Origin of the sequence: Alkalihalobacillus sp. AL-G (assembly GCF_030643805.1) — a bacterium.
Taxonomy (GTDB): Bacteria; Bacillota; Bacilli; order Bacillales; family Fictibacillaceae; genus Pseudalkalibacillus.
In genome coordinates, this window is record NZ_CP094656.1 from 2943321 (window position 1) to 2961531 (window position 18211).

Consider the following 18211-nt stretch of genomic DNA (forward strand, 5'->3'; position numbering starts at 1 on the left):
AGTCGGATGAAAACTATAAAGGCTGCAAACACTAAGTAAAACATTCCATTATCATTAAAAATGAGGTGACAACCATGGATTTAAACTTAAGGAAAGCGATTTTGGCAAACGTATCTGGGAACAGTCGAGAAGAGCTAGAAAGTACAATTTTAGAAGCTATTCAAAGTGGTGAAGAGAAAATGTTACCCGGCCTTGGTGTGCTTTTTGAAATTATCTGGCAGCAGTCTGACGAAAAAGACAAAGATGAAATGTTAGAAGCCCTGTCATCCGGCCTTGAGTAATTCATACTTACGACTTTGAAAAAAAGAATGGATCTGATTTTTTAATCAGCCCCATTCTTTTTTATATTGTCTCATCTTAAGGCTTAATAATTTCCTTTACTTTTTTCTCATCCAAACCTTTAATGATTTCAACGACTAACTTCACTGTATTTTCATAATCGTCCCGGTGAATCATCGATGCATGTGTATGGAGGTAACGTGTCGCCATCGTTATTGATAGAGATGGAACCCCCTCATGGCTGATATGGATCGTTCCTGCATCTGTTCCGCCACCCGCTGTCGTATCCAACTGATAAGGGATTTTGTTTTTATTTGCAACCTCCAGCACGTATTTACGCAACCCTCGATGAGCTAAAGTTCGTGCATCGTATAAAATAATTTGAGGACCTTTACCTAAACTCGATAAAGCATCCCTGTCCGTTACCCCAGGAGTGTCCCCAGGGATTCCAGTATCAATTGCAAATGCAATGTCTGGTTCGATGAGATGAGATGCTGTTTTTGCTCCTCTAAGTCCTACTTCCTCTTGTACAGTTCCTACACCATAAACGGTATTCGGATGTTTACCGTCCTTCAGCTGACGGAATGCATCAATGACGATTGCACAACCGATCCTGTTATCAAATGCTTTTGCAAGCAACATTTTCGGATTGCTCATTACTGTGAATTCAGAATAAGGAACAATTGAATTACCCGGCTCAACACCGAATTCCATTGCCTCTTCACGATCTGTGGCACCGATATCAATGTACATATCTTTCAGCGGAAACGGCTTTTTCCTTGCTTCAGGTGAAAGAATGTGAGGTGGTTTCGACCCGACAATCCCAGTTATGTTTCCTTTATCAGTCATAACCGTTACGCGCTGAGCTAACAAGACCTGTCCCCACCAACCTCCTACCGGCTGAAATCGTATAAATCCTTTGTCATCAATACGAGTGACCATAAACCCGACTTCATCGAGGTGGCCCGCCATCATGATCTTCGGTCCATCCTGCGATCCAGTTTTCTTCGCGATCAAGCTCCCTAAATTATCATAAGTAATTTCATCACAGTATGGTTCAATGTATGTTTTCATTACTTCACGCGGTTCCGCTTCGTCCCCCGGTATCCCTTTTGCATCCGTCAACGCTTTCAACATCGACAACGTTTCATCCAGCTTCGTCATGTTGTACCTCCTGATGTCTATCGTGATGTATTAGTACCCTTGATCCTGTCGCGAATGGTTCACCTCATTTTTAGATAAATAAGCATCCTGTATATCATCGGCGGTAAAACCGAGAATTCGCCCGATCATTAGATAGTCTTCCAATAATCGCTCATATTTATTGACATCATGTTCGTTCATTTTTAAGAGCTGAATGTCCTCATAAACAGCTAAAAAGGCTTGTACAATCTCCTTTTCCGGCTGTTCAATAGGTATTGCTTCAGGCAGATTATAGGATTTTGTCAGTCCGATCGATAAGACGAAATGCAAACCATCTACGAACTCCTCAAGAATCACGGCTTTACTTGAAGGAGGCTTCGAACTCCAAAATTTAAAACAGCGTGTCTCGTTTGCGAGCTCCCCGACTTCAACAAGTAAGGCGAGAATTTTTTCGGAAAAGAGGTCTTTGCTTTCAAGCTGGTGCTCTTTTTCAATTCGACGGTCTAATTCGTCCTGCATTTTATAAAAAGGCATAAGGTTCAGTTCCATTGATATATGTATCTCCTCTCAATCATGCTTTTTTAGCAAGGTTGTCCAAAAGGTCCAGTCCCTTTTTAAACACGCATAAACAGTATAACACTTGAAAGAGAAGTCCAAAAAGAAAGACTGATCGTATATAGGGAGGGGCTGACTCGCCCTCCACATTGCACATCAGTCGATTGATCGTTGTACCATTCAATTTGCATTAGCGAAGAAATCCTGCCACTTAATGACCCATTCTTTTCGACGTAATGTGTAAAACAAAACAGCCATTGTCAGTAGAATCATCATCATCCATTGAAGTGATAAATCATTCAACCAATTTCCAAATGAAGTATAAACTAGTGCAAGCGGAACATTTGTAAAAAGAGAAATTTTCGTATATTCCTTAAAATTCCTTGCAATTTCGATAATGCATAAAGAAATAAGATGAAAATGAAGAAACGGAACCAGTCTGAGGATTGTAATTTGCCCTAATGAGAGTGTCGATTGTTTCCCGAGCCACTTTTCCTTTAAACCGATAACTTTTTTGTACGATTTCGGTAAGGATTTAACGAGACCGTAAAAATAAAGGCTGACTAGAGTGACTCCAATCAAAGAATAAATCGTTCCAAATACGACACCGAAGATGACTCCGCCGATAATACAAATAAAGCCGACAGGTATAAATAGAAATTGTCTTAAAATATGCAGAAAGATAAACAATATCGGGGCCAATATACCAGTATCACCAATCCATTGGATGAGTTGCAAGACAAGATGTTCCAGCTTCATCACCCCCGTTTCCTATATTATGCGGGGGAGTCCGACACTAGACCACATTGAATGTGAACCAGATGCAGAGTGTGAAATGTACAAGAATAAGCATAGGTACACCAAATCGAAAGGAACGGTGCTGCGTTTTATGTCTGAACATGGACATACCTGCCCAAATTCCAAGTGCTCCGCCGAGAAGAGTAACGGTCCACAAATGCACTTCTGAAATTCTCCATTTTTGTTTTCTTGCTTTCTGTTTATCGATATACATGATGGTGAATCCGTAAACATTCAGTAATGCGAGCATGAGGATGAGTATTTTCATGATTTTTCCTTTCTTGACACTGTGTTCGAGTGGAGTCAAGCCTCTTCATCGGCAATTTACCATAATATGTATTTTTTCTAGCAAAAAAGGGATGACTCGTTAACTTGGAGTCGATCCCTTCCTTTGTTTGTTTACGCCTTTAGGCTTTCTTTCGCTTTGCTTGCAAGTTCAGCAAATGCTTTTTCATCCTGTACAGCTAAGTCAGCAAGCATCTTACGGTTAACGTCGATACCAGCTTCCTTCAAGCCGTGCATTAAACGGCTGTAAGAGATTCCGTTCACGCGAGCTGCCGCATTAATACGAGTGATCCATAGTTTACGGAAATCACGCTTCTTTTGACGACGGTCACGATACGCATAACGTAGTGATTTGAATACTTGTTGCTGAGCTACTTTAAATAATTTATGTTTTGCGCCAAAATAACCTTTTGCAAGTTTTAAGACGCGTTTACGACGACGACGTGTTACATAGCCACCTTTTACTCTTGGCATTGTAATCCCTCCTAAATTTTATGTGTGTTCAAAAAGGAGGATAAAAAGAGCCGAATTTTATGAAGTTCAACTAATTACGTTACGTCCTGTAACAACATTGAACTGACTCACATCCTGTGAGCCCGAGGCGCGACATTCTCGAGGACCGGAACGTATACTATTAATACGTGAGGACCGGAGAGACCGAGCAACGAAGAAATTCGACAGGTATTTTTACCGGACTTTTTGAACTACCTCTTTATATGAAAATATCGTATTAGATCATATCTTTGATACGCTTATAATCTCCGCTGGATACAAGTGCAGACTTACGAAGCTTACGCTTTTGCTTTTGAGACTTGTTACGGAACATATGACTTGTAAATGCATGGGAACGCTTCAATTTACCAGATCCGGTCTTTTTGAATCGTTTTGCAGTCCCTTTATGAGTTTTCATTTTAGGCATAGAAATATCCTCCTTTGATTGCTAGTAAAAATGTTACTGCTTTTCGTTGATTGGTGCGAGGATTAGAAACATACTGCGACCTTCCATCTTCGGTCTTGATTCAATCGTTCCAAGGTCCTCACATTCTTTTGCCATTCGCATGAGCACTTCTCGCCCTAATTCGGAGTGTGTGATTGCACGTCCCCGAAAACGGATCGAAGCTTTCAGTTTATCCCCTTTTTCGAGGAATTTTCTCGCATTACGAAGCTTGGTGTTAAAATCATGCTCGTCAATATTCGGGCTAAGCCGAACTTCCTTCGTCGTAATAATCTTTTGATTTTTACGAGCTTCCTTTTCCTTTTTCTGTTGCTCATAACGATATTTACCGTAGTCCATAATTCGGCATACCGGTGGTTTTGCGTTAGGGGCAACAAGAACAAGATCCAGGTTTGCATTTTGAGCAATCTCAAGTGCTTCTTGACGAGTTTTTACGCCAATTTGATCTCCATTGGCACCAATTAGGCGAACTTCGCGAGCGCGAATGCCATCGTTGACCATCATGTCTTTACTAATAATCAGCCACCTCCATAGGATTTTGCATCAAAGCTCTCTTGTAAAACGCATTTAGAAATATAAAAAAGCGTCGGCGCATACGACACCCACACTGATACATTAATCGATTCTGAATCGATATCTAGATCATTATTACCTGCCAACTGCACTTAGGTGCGTCAATCAGGTGAGAAGCGGGTGCTTCTGCTTATTACAAGATTATTCGATTATCACCTTAAAAGCATATCATCGATGGTACACCGATGTCAAGTAAACACATGTGTGCTTTGATTCAACTTTTATAGCTTATCTGATTTTACGTTCAAAATCAAGTATGTTTTCAACCTATCGAATAAAGCATGGCTAAAAAAAGTATTTATACTTTTCTGTTAAAATGGATATAGAAATTAAGTGAATCTTTTGGGGGGATAAAATGAAACAGTTTCTGTTTAATCTGGTATATACTTTTGTGATGATTTTATTGGTGATTGAAGGATATGAGTTTCAGCGAAAATTAGTCCATGAAGGGTCGGCCATGTTCAATATGTATCCTTCATTATTGTTTTTAAGTGTTTATCCAATTGTCCTCGGTATGCTTTTCCGACTACCATTATTGTTCAAAGAGGTGAAAGACGGTAATAAATGGAAGGTTGGCTGGGTCAAAATTATTTCAATAGGACTGCCAGCTTTTTATATCGCTTCATTTCCAGCACTATATTTTTCACCTATCACTGACATAGTAAACCTTTATCCGATGAACCTTAACCTGGATGAAGGTCCGATCATCTCGATAGCCGGTGTCGTATTCGGGTATGTCCTTCTAGATAGTATAAAAGAATAATGGGATTATGTTTTTTTGGCTTAGAAGATAATATTTAACGCGTATTTCTTTACCTCTGACACGGAAACCCTGACTTTTTGACGCGCAAATCCTTTTCAAAACAAAAGGCCGATCCAACAACACTTATGTTGGGTCAGCCCGCGTTTCTTTAGCTTCTTTCAATTTCAGCTATGAGATTATCTCTGAAGCTTTCAAATGAAACAGTTTCTGATTTCTGTTCTCCGTATTTTCTTACGTTTACTGCATTGTCTTCGATTTCCTGATCACCAACAACAAGCATGTAAGGTGTCTTCATCATTTGAGCCTCTCGAATTTTATAGCCTATTTTCTCCTCTCGGCTATCGACTTCTACACGGATGCCGTTTGCTTTAAGCTCATCACGCACTTTATACGCATAATCCATATGCACCGACGAAACGGGTATTACCATCGCTTGAACAGGTGCGAGCCAAGTAGGTAATGCACCCTTATACTCCTCGATCAAGAAGGCTACGAAACGTTCCATCGTTGAAACGACACCACGGTGGATAACAACCGGACGGTGATCCTGCCCGTCACTACCTTTATAAGTTAGGTCAAATCGCTCCGGTAAGTGGAAATCGAGCTGTACAGTCGAAAGTGTCTCTTCTTTTCCGAGTGCTGTCTTAACCTGTACATCCAACTTTGGACCGTAGAATGCCGCTTCTCCTTCCGCTTCAACATAGTTCAGGTCCATATCTTCCATTGTTTCTTTTAACAATGCTTGAGCCTTTTCCCACATTTCATCATTATCGACATACTTTTCCTTATCTTCAGGATCACGATACGATAAGCGGAATTTGTAATCAGAAATACCAAAGTCCTTATAAACCTTTTGAACAAGCTGAACAACACGTATGAATTCATCCTTCAACTGATCCGGACGTACAAAAATGTGTGCATCATTTAACGTCATTGAGCGAACACGTTGCAATCCAGCGAGCGCCCCAGACATTTCATGGCGATGCATCGTTCCGAGCTCCGCAATACGAACCGGTAAATCACGATAGCTGTGCATCGCATTCTTATAAATCATCATGTGGTGCGGACAGTTCATCGGTCTTAACACGAGCTGTTCGTTATCCATTTCTATCGCCGGATACATATCATCTTTATAATGATCCCAGTGGCCAGACGTTTTATATAACTCCACACTCCCGAGGTGAGGGGTGTACACATGGTCATAGCCGAGCTTGATCTCTGTATCAACAATATAACGTTCAATGACACGGCGAATCGTCGCACCCTTCGGCAGCCAGATCGGAAGCCCTTGACCAACCGTTTGGGAAATTGTAAAAATATCAAGTTCTTTCCCTAGCTTACGATGGTCACGCTCTTTCGCCTCTTCAAGGTAATGCAAGTGCTCTTCAAGCTCTGATTTCTTGTTAAAAGCTGTGCCATAAACGCGCTGCAGCATTTGGTTGTCACTATCCCCGCGCCAGTATGCTCCTGACAGGTTCATCAGCTTGAAAACTTTAAGCTTGCTCGTTTGTGGAACGTGCGGACCCCGGCAAAGATCAGAAAATTCACCTTGATGATAAAGGGTAATCGGTTCTCCTTCTGGAATCGCACCAATCAATTCAACTTTCAGCTCATCTCCAATTTCTTCGTAACGACGAAGCGCTTCGTCTCGTGATACTTCCTCCCGAGTAATCTCTAGATTTTCATCGACAATTCGTTTCATCTCTTTTTCAATTTTTGGGAAGTCTTCCTCCGTCAATCGGTGTTCCATATCAATATCGTAGTAAAACCCGTTTTCAATAACAGGGCCGACACCAAGCTTGATTTTTTCATCAGAGAAGACCCTCTTGATCGCCTGTGCCATTAGGTGGGCTGAGCTGTGACGGATGATTTCCAAGCCTTCTTCAGAATCTGGTGTAACGATGGTGATCACACCGTCTTGTTCGATTGGACGACGTAAATCGATAACCTGATCGTCAAGCTTTCCAGCGATCGCTTTCTTTCTTAAACCAGGACTGATCGATGATGCAATCTCTTCTGTCGTGACTCCTCGTTCAAATTCTTTGACGTTTCCATCTGGGAACGTAATTTTAACCTGTGACATAGCGGTTCACACTCCTGTATTATTTCTAGACTTAATTTCCTGTTCAAGCATTTCCTTAATACGTTCTACTGACATAGATTCAGATTTATTTTCACTATATTTTCTGACGTTTACCGTATTCGAGCTCACTTCATCATCACCAACGACAATCATGTAAGGTGCTTTTTCCATTTGGGCTGCTCGTATTTTATATCCGAGCTTTTCCTCTCTTGTATCCAATTCTGTCCTTATCCCAAGTTCTTTAAGCTGATCGGCAACATGAACACAATATTCCTGATGCACGCTTGAAACAGGCAAAACTTTCACTTGGACCGGTGCGAGCCACGTTGGGAACGCTCCCCCATAATGCTCCACCAATATACCGAAAAAGCGGTCGATCGAACCGAAAATGGCACGGTGGATGATGACAGGTCTTTCCTTCTCATTCCGTTCATCGATATAAGATAGATTGAATTTCTCTGGCATTTGGAAGTCAACTTGAATCGTCGCACATTGATGACTTCGGTTCAATGCATCACGGATATGGAAATCAATCTTTGGTCCGTAAAACGCGCCATCCCCCTCATTAATCGTAAAATCAAGGTTTAAATTATTGAGCACATTTTCAAGCGCACCTTCTGCTTTTTCCCATAATGCATTCTCACCCATCGAATCATCGGGACGTGTGGAAAGTTCAATCGTAAACTCGAACCCGAACGTCGAATAAATCTCATCGATTAAATGAATAACTGCCTTTATTTCACCTTCAATTTGATCTGGAGTGACGAAAATATGAGCATCATCCTGACAAAATGTTCGAACTCGGATCATTCCATTTAATGCACCACTGTATTCGTGTCGATGAACTTGACCGAATTCAGCCATTCGAATCGGTAAGTCTCGATAGGAATGGAGTTTATCCTTATAGATAAGCATGTGGCCAGGACAGTTCATCGGTTTTAACGCGAACCTGGTATTATCGATCTCTGTAAAATACATATTTTCACGGTAGTGCTCCCAGTGGCCGGACGTTTCCCATAACCGCTGATTCATCATCAGAGGGGTACGAACCTCTTCATAACCAAACCTCTGCTGCAATTCTCGGGAAAACGCCTCAAGCTCGTTTCGCACGACCTGGCCCTTTGGTAAGTAAAACGGCATCCCCGGTGCTTCCTCTGAAAACATGAAAAGCTCTAGCTCTTTCCCAAGCTTCCGGTGATCCCTCTTTTTGGCTTCCTCGATAAAATGAAGATAATCGTTCAACTCAGTCGGTTCGGCAAATGCTGTACCATAGACACGTTGCAGCATTTGGTTATCACTATCGCCTCGCCAGTATGCTCCTGATAAATTCATCAGCTTGAATACTTTAAGCTTGCTCGTTTGTGGGACATGAGGACCACGGCAGAGATCGGAAAATTCCCCTTGATGATAAAACGTAATCGGCTCTCCTTCAGGAATTGCACCAATCAATTCAACCTTCAGCTCATCTCCAAGCTCCTCGTAGCGTCGCACCGCTTCCTCCCGAGTCACTTCCTCCCGTGTTATCCCAAGGTTTTCATCAACAATCCGTGTCATCTCTTTCTCGATTTTCGGGAAGTCATCCTCAGTGAGTCGATGCTCCATATCGATATCATAGTAAAACCCATTTTCAATGACAGGACCGACACCAAGCTTCAGCTTCTCATCAGGGAAAACCCGTTTTATCGCTTGTGCCATAAGATGGGCTGAGCTGTGACGGATGATTTCCAAGCCTTCCTTAGAACCCGATGTTACGATTGTAATCGACCCATTCCGTTCGATCGGACGTCGTAAATCAATGAGTTGATCGTCGAGCTTTCCGGCGATTGCCTTCTTTTTCAGACCGGGACTGATTGAAGCTGCAATGTCTTCTGTTGTGGTCCCACGCTCAAACTCTTTCACTGTGCCATCTGGAAACGTAATTCTTAATTGGGACATATCCTTCACTCTCCTGTTTTGAAATTTTGACATTGCATAGATTGATTTGATCAAGCGGCCTCATCCACTTATTTCTCGAACAACAAAAAAACACCCATCCCTATAGAAGGGACGAGTGTTCTGCTCGCGGTTCCACCCTCGTTCCGAAGGGATATTCCCAAACGGCACTTAAGGTTGAATAACGGTCAATTTACCGTCAACGGATACTGGTTTTCCCCGTTGAAGTTCAGAGGTGGTAAGGTCTTTCGCGTTGTGAAAAGCTTTCAGCCATGGCTTTTCTCTCTAGCAACCCGTTTGAAAGATCTCTAGTCCTCATCAAAACTTGTACTTGATATGTGTGAAAAAGGCTTTTTGAACAACCTCATATTGTGTTATGTAGTATTATATGCAGTTTAACGTCGAAAATCAAGACCTATTGAATGACCATTTTTACAAAGTCTTTTTTGTATGTCAAATTTAGATCGCGGCAAGATATGTACCCGTTCCTGAAACACGTTGAAAATCGTCTGGTTCATAGATGCATCCTCATTATCGGTGTACAAAAACAACTTGCTAGGAGCAAGATTGATCAATAGCTTTAATAATTTAGATGCAATCGGATACGGATCACTGTGATGATGGCTAATCAAATGGTTGATATCATCAGGAGTAAGCTCATAAAAATGCTCGTTAAGTAATTTGTAGCTACTCTCTTCATTTACAAGATGGACCGTAGTAAATAGAGAAACCCGTTCTTTAATAAGCTGACGAAGCGTATGGACAAACTCCTGATATTCTTGTTCCAGCTTGTACTCATCTATAGCACACTCAATATAATTGGACAACAATTCATGATATCGTTTCAATCGGAATTGCAGAAACGATTCGTAGGAAAACATCATATGGTTCGTGAAAAAATCATCTAATGATTCAATTATCACTTCTTCCCTTGCAGGAAAATCGTTTACAGAGGGGATATCTTTGTCGTCCCCTTCAAGCAAGGATTGGACAATTGTAAGTATTTGTTGTTGCTCATCTTCATCCGTATAGTAAAAGTCTTGCTCCAGCTTGCAAAGAATCCAATCGTCTTCGTTCGACTCAATAATGTGACGTGCAATTAAGCGCAAAATCGAAGGCTTTACCATGTCTGAAAAAGGATCATCTTTTTTTAAATCGATGACCAACGCGTTCGCATCTGAAAACTGAATGTTCACCTGCTTAGTGCGTGAATAGCCTTTATTACCGAGTAGGTTCTGCAATTGCATATACAAATATAAGCCCTCATGTTCATCATAAAAATACATTGTTACCAACCCAAATCCTCCTTGTACACCCCTCATTGCTACAATATATGAAGGATAAGGAAGATTATTCAACGAACTGGTACATCAATTCTCTCGGCGATTTGCCCCTCCGATATAGACCGGTGTCGTAAAATGTTTAATCCGTTCCATGATTCGTTTTGCTTTCAATTGTTCAACCCCGCCTTTTTGAGAATAAGAGAGATGTTCTTCTAGCTCAGCATAATCATAATTAGACGTATAAAGGGTTGGCAGTTTTTCCATCATACGGTACTGTAAAATCGAACCAAGCACCTCATCTCTTACCCAGCTTGACATAGATTCAGCGCCAATATCATCAAGTACAAGTACAGGTGCCTTCTTAATGATTTCAAGCTTTTCATCAACCGTTTGATCACCGATCGATGTTTTCATTTCACGAAAGAAATCCGGGGTGTAAACGAGCATCGTCTGGATCTTTTTCTTCGCAAGAGCGTTCGCGATCGCCCCCATCAAAAAGGTCTTGCCTACACCAAAGTCGCCATACACAAACAGACCTTTTGCAGATTCCGGATCATCTTTCATCGTTTTAACAAACTCTCCCGCAAGGTGAACCGCATTGAAACGGTCACGTTCATTCTGGGTAAACTGTTCAAAGGTAGCAGAAAGAATGTCCTTCGGGATGAAATAACTTTTGATCAACGATTGGAGCTTTTTGAAATCGTCAGCTGCAACCTTATTCGGGCATCGGTTGTAACTAACATCAATTGCTTGTCCGTTAACGAAAAGGTCTGGTTGATATCCTTGAATCATATTTTGACAATCAGCCAGGCAGGTGCACCCTTCACAATTCTTTGTTCCATCCAGGTATTCCAATAGCTTTGGAAGGCTACGGTCAATCATCTGATCCGTAATTTCAGGATGTTGGTGATGAAACGTCTTCCAATCCGGATGAACGAGCACTTTGTTTTTAAGAATCGTAAACTGTTTTTGGATCGCTGTCTTTTCCGGTAGATTTTGTATTGCTTCGGAAATTGATTTCAAATTGTTCACCCCCTATAACCCTTTCAAGTATTCTTCAAGCCATTTTTTTTCGTTGTCAGTCACCAGCTGCTCTTGTTTTTGAGAGGTTCCGTCGGATTTTTTAGATTCTCTCATCCACTTCGGCAAAGTATCTTTCCGAACGTCTTTTCGTTTTTGGCGATATCCTGATGGTTTTGATTTTTGCTGTTTGTAGGATTGATAGTTCTGATGCTCTGCTTTTGCAAGTGCCATCGCTTCACGAACGGTCGTGATTTTCTTACGCTTCCACTGGCTAGCGATTTTTTCTACATGACCATGAACCAGTTTCATATCATTCGTATTTAACACATAATCAATCAGCACATTGACAACACCGGGTGAAAGCTTTTGTTCAAACATGACGGTTTCAACAAGCTTCAAATCTGAAGATGCTGCCCTGCCCCCTTCACCATACTTTTCCAATAAAGTGCGTGGAGAAATCGTTTCAAATGTCCGGATCATCATTTCTTCTGGTGTCTGTTCGGATGAATCCTTGGATGAGGGAGCCGGTGCTTGATTGCGTTCGCTCAATTTCGGGAGCTGTCCAGGCTTTTCGACTTTATACCAACGCTGCGTCTCTTTTCTCAATTTTGATGCTGTAAGTTCCTCATCACGAAAATAAGCTTGTTGTACAACGCTACTCATATCTAATGGGGATATCTGATAAATAAACGCAAGTCTTTTAATAGCGTCCTTCAGTTCCCCGGTTAGAACTTCCGACGGAATGATAAAGCTGCTTAAATCCCGAACAAGCGTATCAAAGTCAAAATCTCCATTCGAAAAATCCGGACTGGTTCCTTCGTTATGTTTGTAATATTTCGTGTTTTGATTGTCATTCGTTCCATGGATTTCCGAATTAACGCCTGATCGAATTTCAGACGCATGAAGTGATGAAAAAACATCATTGAAGCTTGCAGTAACTTCCTTATAATCGGACACCTCGTGATGTGTGTACGTGAATCTCTTTTTCACTTCAACATACCTCTGTTTCCCTAGCCGACCATATAAATAAATACTTAATACGTCATCTTGAAAAAACTTTTCCGGGTCTAAGGCTGGCTGGATTTCATATATAAAGATACGTTCATCCTCTGTATTTTGTTGGTAAGTTTTTAAAAGTCCAATCGCTTCAAGTTTTTTACGTTCTTCATAAATGGACTGTAAATTCATTTGTGTATGGTTCATCAGACTGTGATGGGTTGATGGTATACTTGTGACTTCCTCCGCACCAAGCTCACCGTACAGAGTCATGTATAAACTGTAGGCTCCAGCTCCAATCAACGGTTGATACAACATCGTAATTACCCGTAGGTCATCAGGACGAATGATACCATTGCTGTGCACTGTATATCGATCAACTGGGAGCAGTTCTTTCCAATGATTCCCCATATCCATTCACCTTTTATCCAATCGTTATAGTTAGAAACCTAATCCGGGACAGTGGCCCTTTTACCATTTTGATAAAGAAAAGAGCTTAACAAAAATCATAAGCTCCCTTAGTCGTTCTCGCGTTTTATTAAATCCTTCAGCTCATCAATAAATACATTAATGTCCTTGAATTGTCGATATACAGACGCAAACCGGACATACGCAACTTCATCGATCGTTGCCAAATGATCCATCACCATCTCGCCGATATCCTTACTTTGCACCTCTGAAACCCCATTGTTCCGCAAGTCCTTCTCAACATTGTTAACAACGTTTTCCAGCACTTCTAACGGGACAGGTCTTTTTTCACAAGACTTAATCAATCCTCTAAGAAGCTTTTCCCGGTTGAATTCTTCCCGAGTACCTTCTTTTTTCACGACAATCAGCGGAATTTCTTCTACTGTTTCAAAGGTTGTAAAGCGATAATTACACTCTTCACATTCCCTCCGTCGTCGGATTGAACGCCCGTTATGTACAGGTCGAGAATCCAACACTCTTGAACCATTATATTGACAATTTGGACACCGCATTTAACCAACCCCATCATGCGAAAGAATTAAACTCATTTATGAACAACTGAGCCAATGCAAGTTCTAGGTAAAATGAATTATTTTGTAAAAATAGTCTTCTACCTTAATGATAGTAGAAAGGGCTGTTTATGACAAGATGTTTTCGATGGTAATCGCCAATATTCGATATCCAGATGAATTTTCCAGGCAATATAAAAAAGGTGTGCATCACGCACACCTTATGTGTCCTAATTTATAACGTCCTATAGATATTACATTGCAGTTACTTTTTTTTGTCCGATTTTAACTGGACCCATACCACGTGGAACTTCTAAATTCTCTTTGGAAGTTGCCCCTAATGCATCTGCAATATAATCGGCAGCGACACTTGGGTCAAGATCTCCACATGTGTATACATCAATACTTGCATAACCATGCTCAGGAAAACTGTGTATTGTTAGATGTGATTCAGAAATAATGACCACACCGCTTACACCGTGGGGGGCAAACTTATGAAAAGCTACCTCACGAACTTCAGCACCTGATTTCAGTGCCGCTTCAACAAAAAGTTGTTCGATATAAGGCATATTATTCAGCTTTTCAGAATCACATCCCCAAAGCTCTGCAATAACGTGACGTCCCATTGTATCCATATGCATAGTCCCCCTTTGTTTAAAGATCATGCCTTCAAAAGCATGCGGAAATGAACATCCACCACGGGGGAAAGTTAGTCCAAAGAGGTCCTAACCCTTTAAGTGGCATCCAGTTCCTAGATTTGCTTATAACTGAAGTTCACGAAGAATAGTATACTGCTTTTGTGTCTATTTTGCAATATCAATTTTTAATTTTGCCAAAGTCGACAACTCATGTGATCCTTTGGAGACGCCATCAGCCGATTCCTACCAAAAATTGTCCGCACAAAGTATTTATAGCGATGATTTTACGTGGTTTCTGCCTCAAACCATCCGTATGGTCGCTTCATAGCGATGGTTTCACGGGGTTTCTGCCTCAAACTATCCGTATGGCTACTTCATAGGGATTCCGCCTCACGATCCTTATGAACGCTACATGAGCACAATCAACCGTTCTTTTTTACATCAAAAGAGAGTCCCCGACAGATGGAGACCCTCATTACTTTCTATTCCCCTCGTTACGCAGATCCAACAGAATAATGCTGCTCTGAACTTACTTTATTCAGCTGATCGGCGACCATACCTGCTAGATCAACCACTCGGCAAGAATAGCCCCATTCGTTATCATACCAAGCAAGGACTTTCACTTTGCGATCTTCAATTACCATTGTTGATAGTCCATCGATGATCGAAGAATTTTCGTTGCCATTATAGTCGATTGAAACGAGCGGGTCATTGTTGAAACCAAGAACTCCTCGCATCGATCCTTGTGATGCTGCTTCAAAAGCATCGTTAATCTGTTCAACTGTTACGTCTTTTTTCACATCAACAACAAGATCTACAAGAGATACATTCGGTGTTGGTACGCGAAGAGCCATACCGTGTAGTTTTCCTGCCATCTGTGGAAGAACCTTTGAGATCGCCTTTGCGGCTCCTGTTGATGTTGGAATGATCGATTGTCCACAAGCTCTCGCACGACGAAGATCCTTATGCGGGTTATCTATATTTTTTTGGTCATTAGTGTATGCATGTACTGTCGTCATGACACCATTTTCAATTCCAAACTGCTCATCCAATACCTTTACGACTGGAGCCAGGCAGTTCGTTGTGCATGATGCATTGGAAATAACATCGTGCTTACCAGTATTGTAAGCGTCATCATTTACGCCCATTACAATTGTAATGTCTTCTTCTTTTCCAGGTGCGGTGATAATGACTTTTTTAGCTCCCGCCTCAATGTGATAACCGGCAGTTTCTTTGGATGTGAATTTACCCGTCGCTTCGATTACGATATCGATGCCCATTTCTGCCCAAGGAAGTTGTTTCGGATCACGGTTACTCAAAAGCTTTACTGCTTTTCCATCAACGATAAGTGAGTTTTCTCCAGCTTCAACTTCAAGGTCATACGTCCCATGAATACTATCGTATTTCACCATATGCGCTAGTGTTTCTGATGGGTAGCTTGCATTTATCGCAACAACATCTAAATGTTGATCTTTCATTGCTTTTCGAAAAACCATTCTCCCGATACGACCAAACCCATTAATAGCTACTCTTGCTTTCATGTTGGTATCCCTCCACTATAAAGTGCTATACTTTATTCTCTAAATCTAAAAATAGTATAACATATTTTATGCGAATGGGAACATTAATTTATCGAAAAGCTAAAAAAAGGCCGTTGCCCGACCTTTTATGATGTATTTTTAATTATATTGAATCGACAAATTCGCCGACTTTCAGTTTGCGTACTTTTAAAGAACGCCCCACTCTTTTAAAAGACCCAAAAGCTGGCCCTTGCTTTGTTCGATAGAGCCGTTGTTATCAATAATTGCATCTGCCCACTCCCGCTTTTCGTCAAGAGATAGTTGGGATCGGATTCTTGAAAGAGCCTCTTCCTCAGTGAAGCCATCTCTATTGACCAACCGTCTGAGCTGGGTATCAGAGGTTACATATACAAGCAACGTCCTATCAACAAAATGGGTAAGCTTACTTTCGAAGAGTAATGGGATATCCAATACGACCGACTCATTGTCCAAAAGATAGGCGTCTTTGCGATCAAGCATCCTTTTTCGAACAGCCGGATGAACGATTCCATTAAGAAGTTGCCGTTTATCTCGATCATTAAAGACTATTGCACCTAACTTCTTCCGGTCAATCGTTTGGTCCGCCAACAGAAGATCATCCCCGAAGGCTTCAACGATCTTTTTATAGGATTCTTCACCCGGTTCTACAACTTCCCGCGCAATCATATCAGCATCGACAACGGGGATATCCAAACTTTTGAAAATGGAAGAAATCGTACTTTTTCCGCTCGCGATCCCTCCTGTTAAACCAATAATCACAGGTCACACCTCACAATTTCAATACCCCCAGGATAATTAGGATTACTCCTGGTAAAAAATTAATTAACCGTACAAATGAAAAGCTTGAAAATATTTTTCCGAGTTTCATTCCAGCTACGAGAAAAAATGAACTCATCGTTGCTACAATCAATGCCGTTTGTAAATGTGGAAAGCCGAGTAACGAAGCACCAATTCCGGCTGCAAATGAATCGAGAGAAAGTGCCAACCCAAGCAACAGTGCCTCTAATCCAGTGATTGTCCCGGAACGGTCGATATCTGCTACATCCGGTGATCTAAGGATTTGAATTACGATGCCTAGTGATTTGATCTCCATATTCCATACATGATCCGTTGACGTTTCGGTTTGTTCATGCGGTTCTGATTTCGATCTGAATAATTGCCACAGGACATATATACCGAGAAAGATGAGCATTACCCCACCGATAGCCTCTGCAAATTCTTCAGAAATAAACGTACTTACTATAGTACCAACGTTCAATGCTGCGAGAAGCACCATGGCTGAACATAAAGCAATGAGGATAATTGAGAAATACGTTATTTTCATCTTTCGTACGCCGTAAGTGACTCCTACACCAAAACTGTCCATACTGACAGCAAAGGTCAAGGTTAATAAGGAAACCCAACCGGTCACGTCCATAAACCCTCCCTGCGTTAATGCTAGGATAGTATATGGAAGGTGCCCATCCGATGTACGACATTTTTTCTGCTTATGTGTGTTTATAAAGGAGGATTTTTAACACCCTCTTTATCTAATCTTTGTCTGACAGTTTGTACAGATATGGGTTCCTCGCCCTCCGACGACGATTCGAACGATTTCGTTCCCGCACGAATAACAGGATTCCCCTTTACGTGCATATACCGCAAGCTGCTGCTGAAACATTCCCATCTCACCTTGTGAATTAACATATGAACGAATCGTGCTGCCACCTTGATTCACTGCTTTGTCAAGGGTTTCGACAATGGATTGATGCAATTTTCCGACCTGCTTTTTGCTCAATGATTTCGCTGAGCTTTCCGGGTGAATGCCAGCTTTAAATAGGGCTTCATCGACATAAATATTCCCGAGTCCAACAACAATGGTTTGATCTAACAAAACCTGTTTAACGTTTCGACTGGTTTGCTGAAACATCCCCAATAAGTCTTCGGCTGCAAACGAATCCGATAGTGGCTCTGGTCCGAGTTGGGACAACGGGAGGTAGTTCTCTTCCTCTCCACGTTCGAATACATGCATCGTCCCGAATTTCCGAACATCTCGATACCTAAGTTCGGTACCGTCCGTAAACGAAAACCTGACGTGGGTGTGTTTATCCACCTCGTCCTGTTTATCAGCCACGACATAACGTCCTTCCATTCGGAGGTGGGAGATTAATACAACATCATCCATGACGATTTTCAGAAACTTCCCTCTACGTCCAATTGACGTGATCGTTTGACCGATTAAAAGAAAACGAAATTGTTCTATATCATCTGGCCGCTTAATGATTTTCGACCAGCTGACCTTCACATCTTCAATCTGTTTTCCCAAGATTAATGTTTCAAGTGTTCTTCTTACAGTTTCTACTTCTGGCAATTCCGGCATTCCACTCACC

At 41.4% G+C, this 18211-nt stretch carries 20 protein-coding genes and 2 other annotated features; of the genes, 2 read left to right on the top strand and 18 right to left on the bottom strand.

Annotated elements, in window-relative coordinates; translation table 11 throughout:
- The first annotated feature begins 74 nt into the window (after nt 1–74).
- Nucleotides 75–281: a small acid-soluble spore protein SspI gene (gene sspI / locus MOJ78_RS15070; RefSeq protein WP_304978155.1), complete on the top strand. Its 207-nt coding sequence runs from the start codon at nt 75–77 to the stop codon at nt 279–281.
- 76 nt (nt 282–357) lie between these two features.
- Here the strand turns inward: sspI and MOJ78_RS15075 are convergent, their stop codons facing one another.
- From MOJ78_RS15075 to infC, 7 genes are all read right to left on the bottom strand, one after another.
- A complete protein-coding gene (locus MOJ78_RS15075) occupies nt 358–1443 on the bottom strand; it encodes a M42 family metallopeptidase (RefSeq protein WP_304978156.1) in 1086 nt (361 codons plus the stop codon).
- 30 nt (nt 1444–1473) lie between these two features.
- Entirely contained in the window at nt 1474–1971 is a 498-nt protein-coding gene (locus MOJ78_RS15080) for a dUTP diphosphatase (RefSeq protein WP_304978157.1), read from the bottom strand.
- A gap of 186 nt (nt 1972–2157) precedes the next feature.
- Entirely contained in the window at nt 2158–2736 is a 579-nt protein-coding gene (locus MOJ78_RS15085; protein WP_304978158.1) for a TVP38/TMEM64 family protein, read from the bottom strand.
- 37 nt (nt 2737–2773) lie between these two features.
- A complete protein-coding gene (locus MOJ78_RS15090; protein WP_304978159.1) occupies nt 2774–3043 on the bottom strand; it encodes a DUF1294 domain-containing protein in 270 nt (89 codons plus the stop codon).
- A 131-nt stretch (nt 3044–3174) separates the two neighbouring features.
- Nucleotides 3175–3534: a 50S ribosomal protein L20 gene (gene rplT / locus MOJ78_RS15095; protein ID WP_304978160.1), complete on the bottom strand. Its 360-nt coding sequence runs from the start codon at nt 3532–3534 to the stop codon at nt 3175–3177.
- 256 nt (nt 3535–3790) lie between these two features.
- The gene (gene rpmI, locus MOJ78_RS15100; protein WP_225064171.1) at nt 3791–3979 is read right to left on the bottom strand and encodes a 50S ribosomal protein L35; all 189 of its coding nucleotides are present in this window, start codon (nt 3977–3979) and stop codon (nt 3791–3793) included.
- A 33-nt stretch (nt 3980–4012) separates the two neighbouring features.
- Nucleotides 4013–4519, bottom strand: a complete 507-nt coding sequence (gene infC, locus MOJ78_RS15105; protein WP_304978161.1) for a translation initiation factor IF-3 — start codon at nt 4517–4519, stop codon at nt 4013–4015.
- Nucleotides 4520–4586: 67 nt separating this feature from the next.
- Nucleotides 4587–4726 (bottom strand) — a sequence feature (ribosomal protein L20 leader region).
- 217 nt (nt 4727–4943) lie between these two features.
- Between infC and MOJ78_RS15110 the strand changes: the two genes are divergently transcribed.
- Nucleotides 4944–5351 (top strand): hypothetical protein, encoded by a 408-nt coding sequence (locus tag MOJ78_RS15110; protein WP_304978162.1) that lies wholly within the window; start codon nt 4944–4946, stop codon nt 5349–5351.
- Nucleotides 5352–5499: 148 nt separating this feature from the next.
- Here the strand turns inward: MOJ78_RS15110 and thrS (MOJ78_RS15115) are convergent, their stop codons facing one another.
- The 11 genes from thrS (MOJ78_RS15115) to mutM all read right to left on the bottom strand — a co-directional run bounded on the left by thrS (MOJ78_RS15115) (nt 5500) and on the right by mutM (nt 18201).
- Nucleotides 5500–7434: a threonine--tRNA ligase gene (gene thrS / locus MOJ78_RS15115; protein WP_304978163.1), complete on the bottom strand. Its 1935-nt coding sequence runs from the start codon at nt 7432–7434 to the stop codon at nt 5500–5502.
- Between the two features lie 6 nt (nt 7435–7440).
- Nucleotides 7441–9369, bottom strand: a complete 1929-nt coding sequence (gene thrS / locus MOJ78_RS15120; RefSeq protein WP_370529724.1) for a threonine--tRNA ligase — start codon at nt 9367–9369, stop codon at nt 7441–7443.
- A 104-nt stretch (nt 9370–9473) separates the two neighbouring features.
- Nucleotides 9474–9697: a binding site (T-box leader), on the bottom strand.
- A 64-nt stretch (nt 9698–9761) separates the two neighbouring features.
- Complete coding sequence (ytxC, locus tag MOJ78_RS15125; protein ID WP_304981275.1) at nt 9762–10652, bottom strand: sporulation protein YtxC; 891 nt, start codon at nt 10650–10652, stop codon at nt 9762–9764.
- 84 nt (nt 10653–10736) lie between these two features.
- A complete protein-coding gene (gene dnaI / locus MOJ78_RS15130; protein ID WP_304978164.1) occupies nt 10737–11672 on the bottom strand; it encodes a primosomal protein DnaI in 936 nt (311 codons plus the stop codon).
- Nucleotides 11673–11684: 12 nt separating this feature from the next.
- The gene (locus MOJ78_RS15135; RefSeq protein ID WP_304978165.1) at nt 11685–13079 is read right to left on the bottom strand and encodes a replication initiation and membrane attachment family protein; all 1395 of its coding nucleotides are present in this window, start codon (nt 13077–13079) and stop codon (nt 11685–11687) included.
- Between the two features lie 107 nt (nt 13080–13186).
- Nucleotides 13187–13648, bottom strand: a complete 462-nt coding sequence (nrdR, locus tag MOJ78_RS15140) for a transcriptional regulator NrdR (RefSeq protein ID WP_304978166.1) — start codon at nt 13646–13648, stop codon at nt 13187–13189.
- Nucleotides 13649–13899: 251 nt separating this feature from the next.
- Nucleotides 13900–14280: an adenosylmethionine decarboxylase gene (speD, locus tag MOJ78_RS15145; RefSeq protein WP_304978167.1), complete on the bottom strand. Its 381-nt coding sequence runs from the start codon at nt 14278–14280 to the stop codon at nt 13900–13902.
- A gap of 497 nt (nt 14281–14777) precedes the next feature.
- A complete protein-coding gene (locus MOJ78_RS15150; protein WP_304978168.1) occupies nt 14778–15824 on the bottom strand; it encodes a glyceraldehyde-3-phosphate dehydrogenase in 1047 nt (348 codons plus the stop codon).
- Nucleotides 15825–16010: 186 nt separating this feature from the next.
- On the bottom strand, nt 16011–16601 hold the full coding sequence (gene coaE / locus MOJ78_RS15155) for a dephospho-CoA kinase (protein WP_304978169.1): 591 nt from the start codon (nt 16599–16601) through the stop codon (nt 16011–16013).
- 10 nt (nt 16602–16611) lie between these two features.
- Nucleotides 16612–17253, bottom strand: a complete 642-nt coding sequence (gene ytaF, locus MOJ78_RS15160) for a sporulation membrane protein YtaF (protein ID WP_304978170.1) — start codon at nt 17251–17253, stop codon at nt 16612–16614.
- 114 nt (nt 17254–17367) lie between these two features.
- Entirely contained in the window at nt 17368–18201 is an 834-nt protein-coding gene (gene mutM / locus MOJ78_RS15165) for a DNA-formamidopyrimidine glycosylase (RefSeq protein ID WP_304978171.1), read from the bottom strand.
- Nucleotides 18202–18211 lie beyond the last annotated feature (10 nt).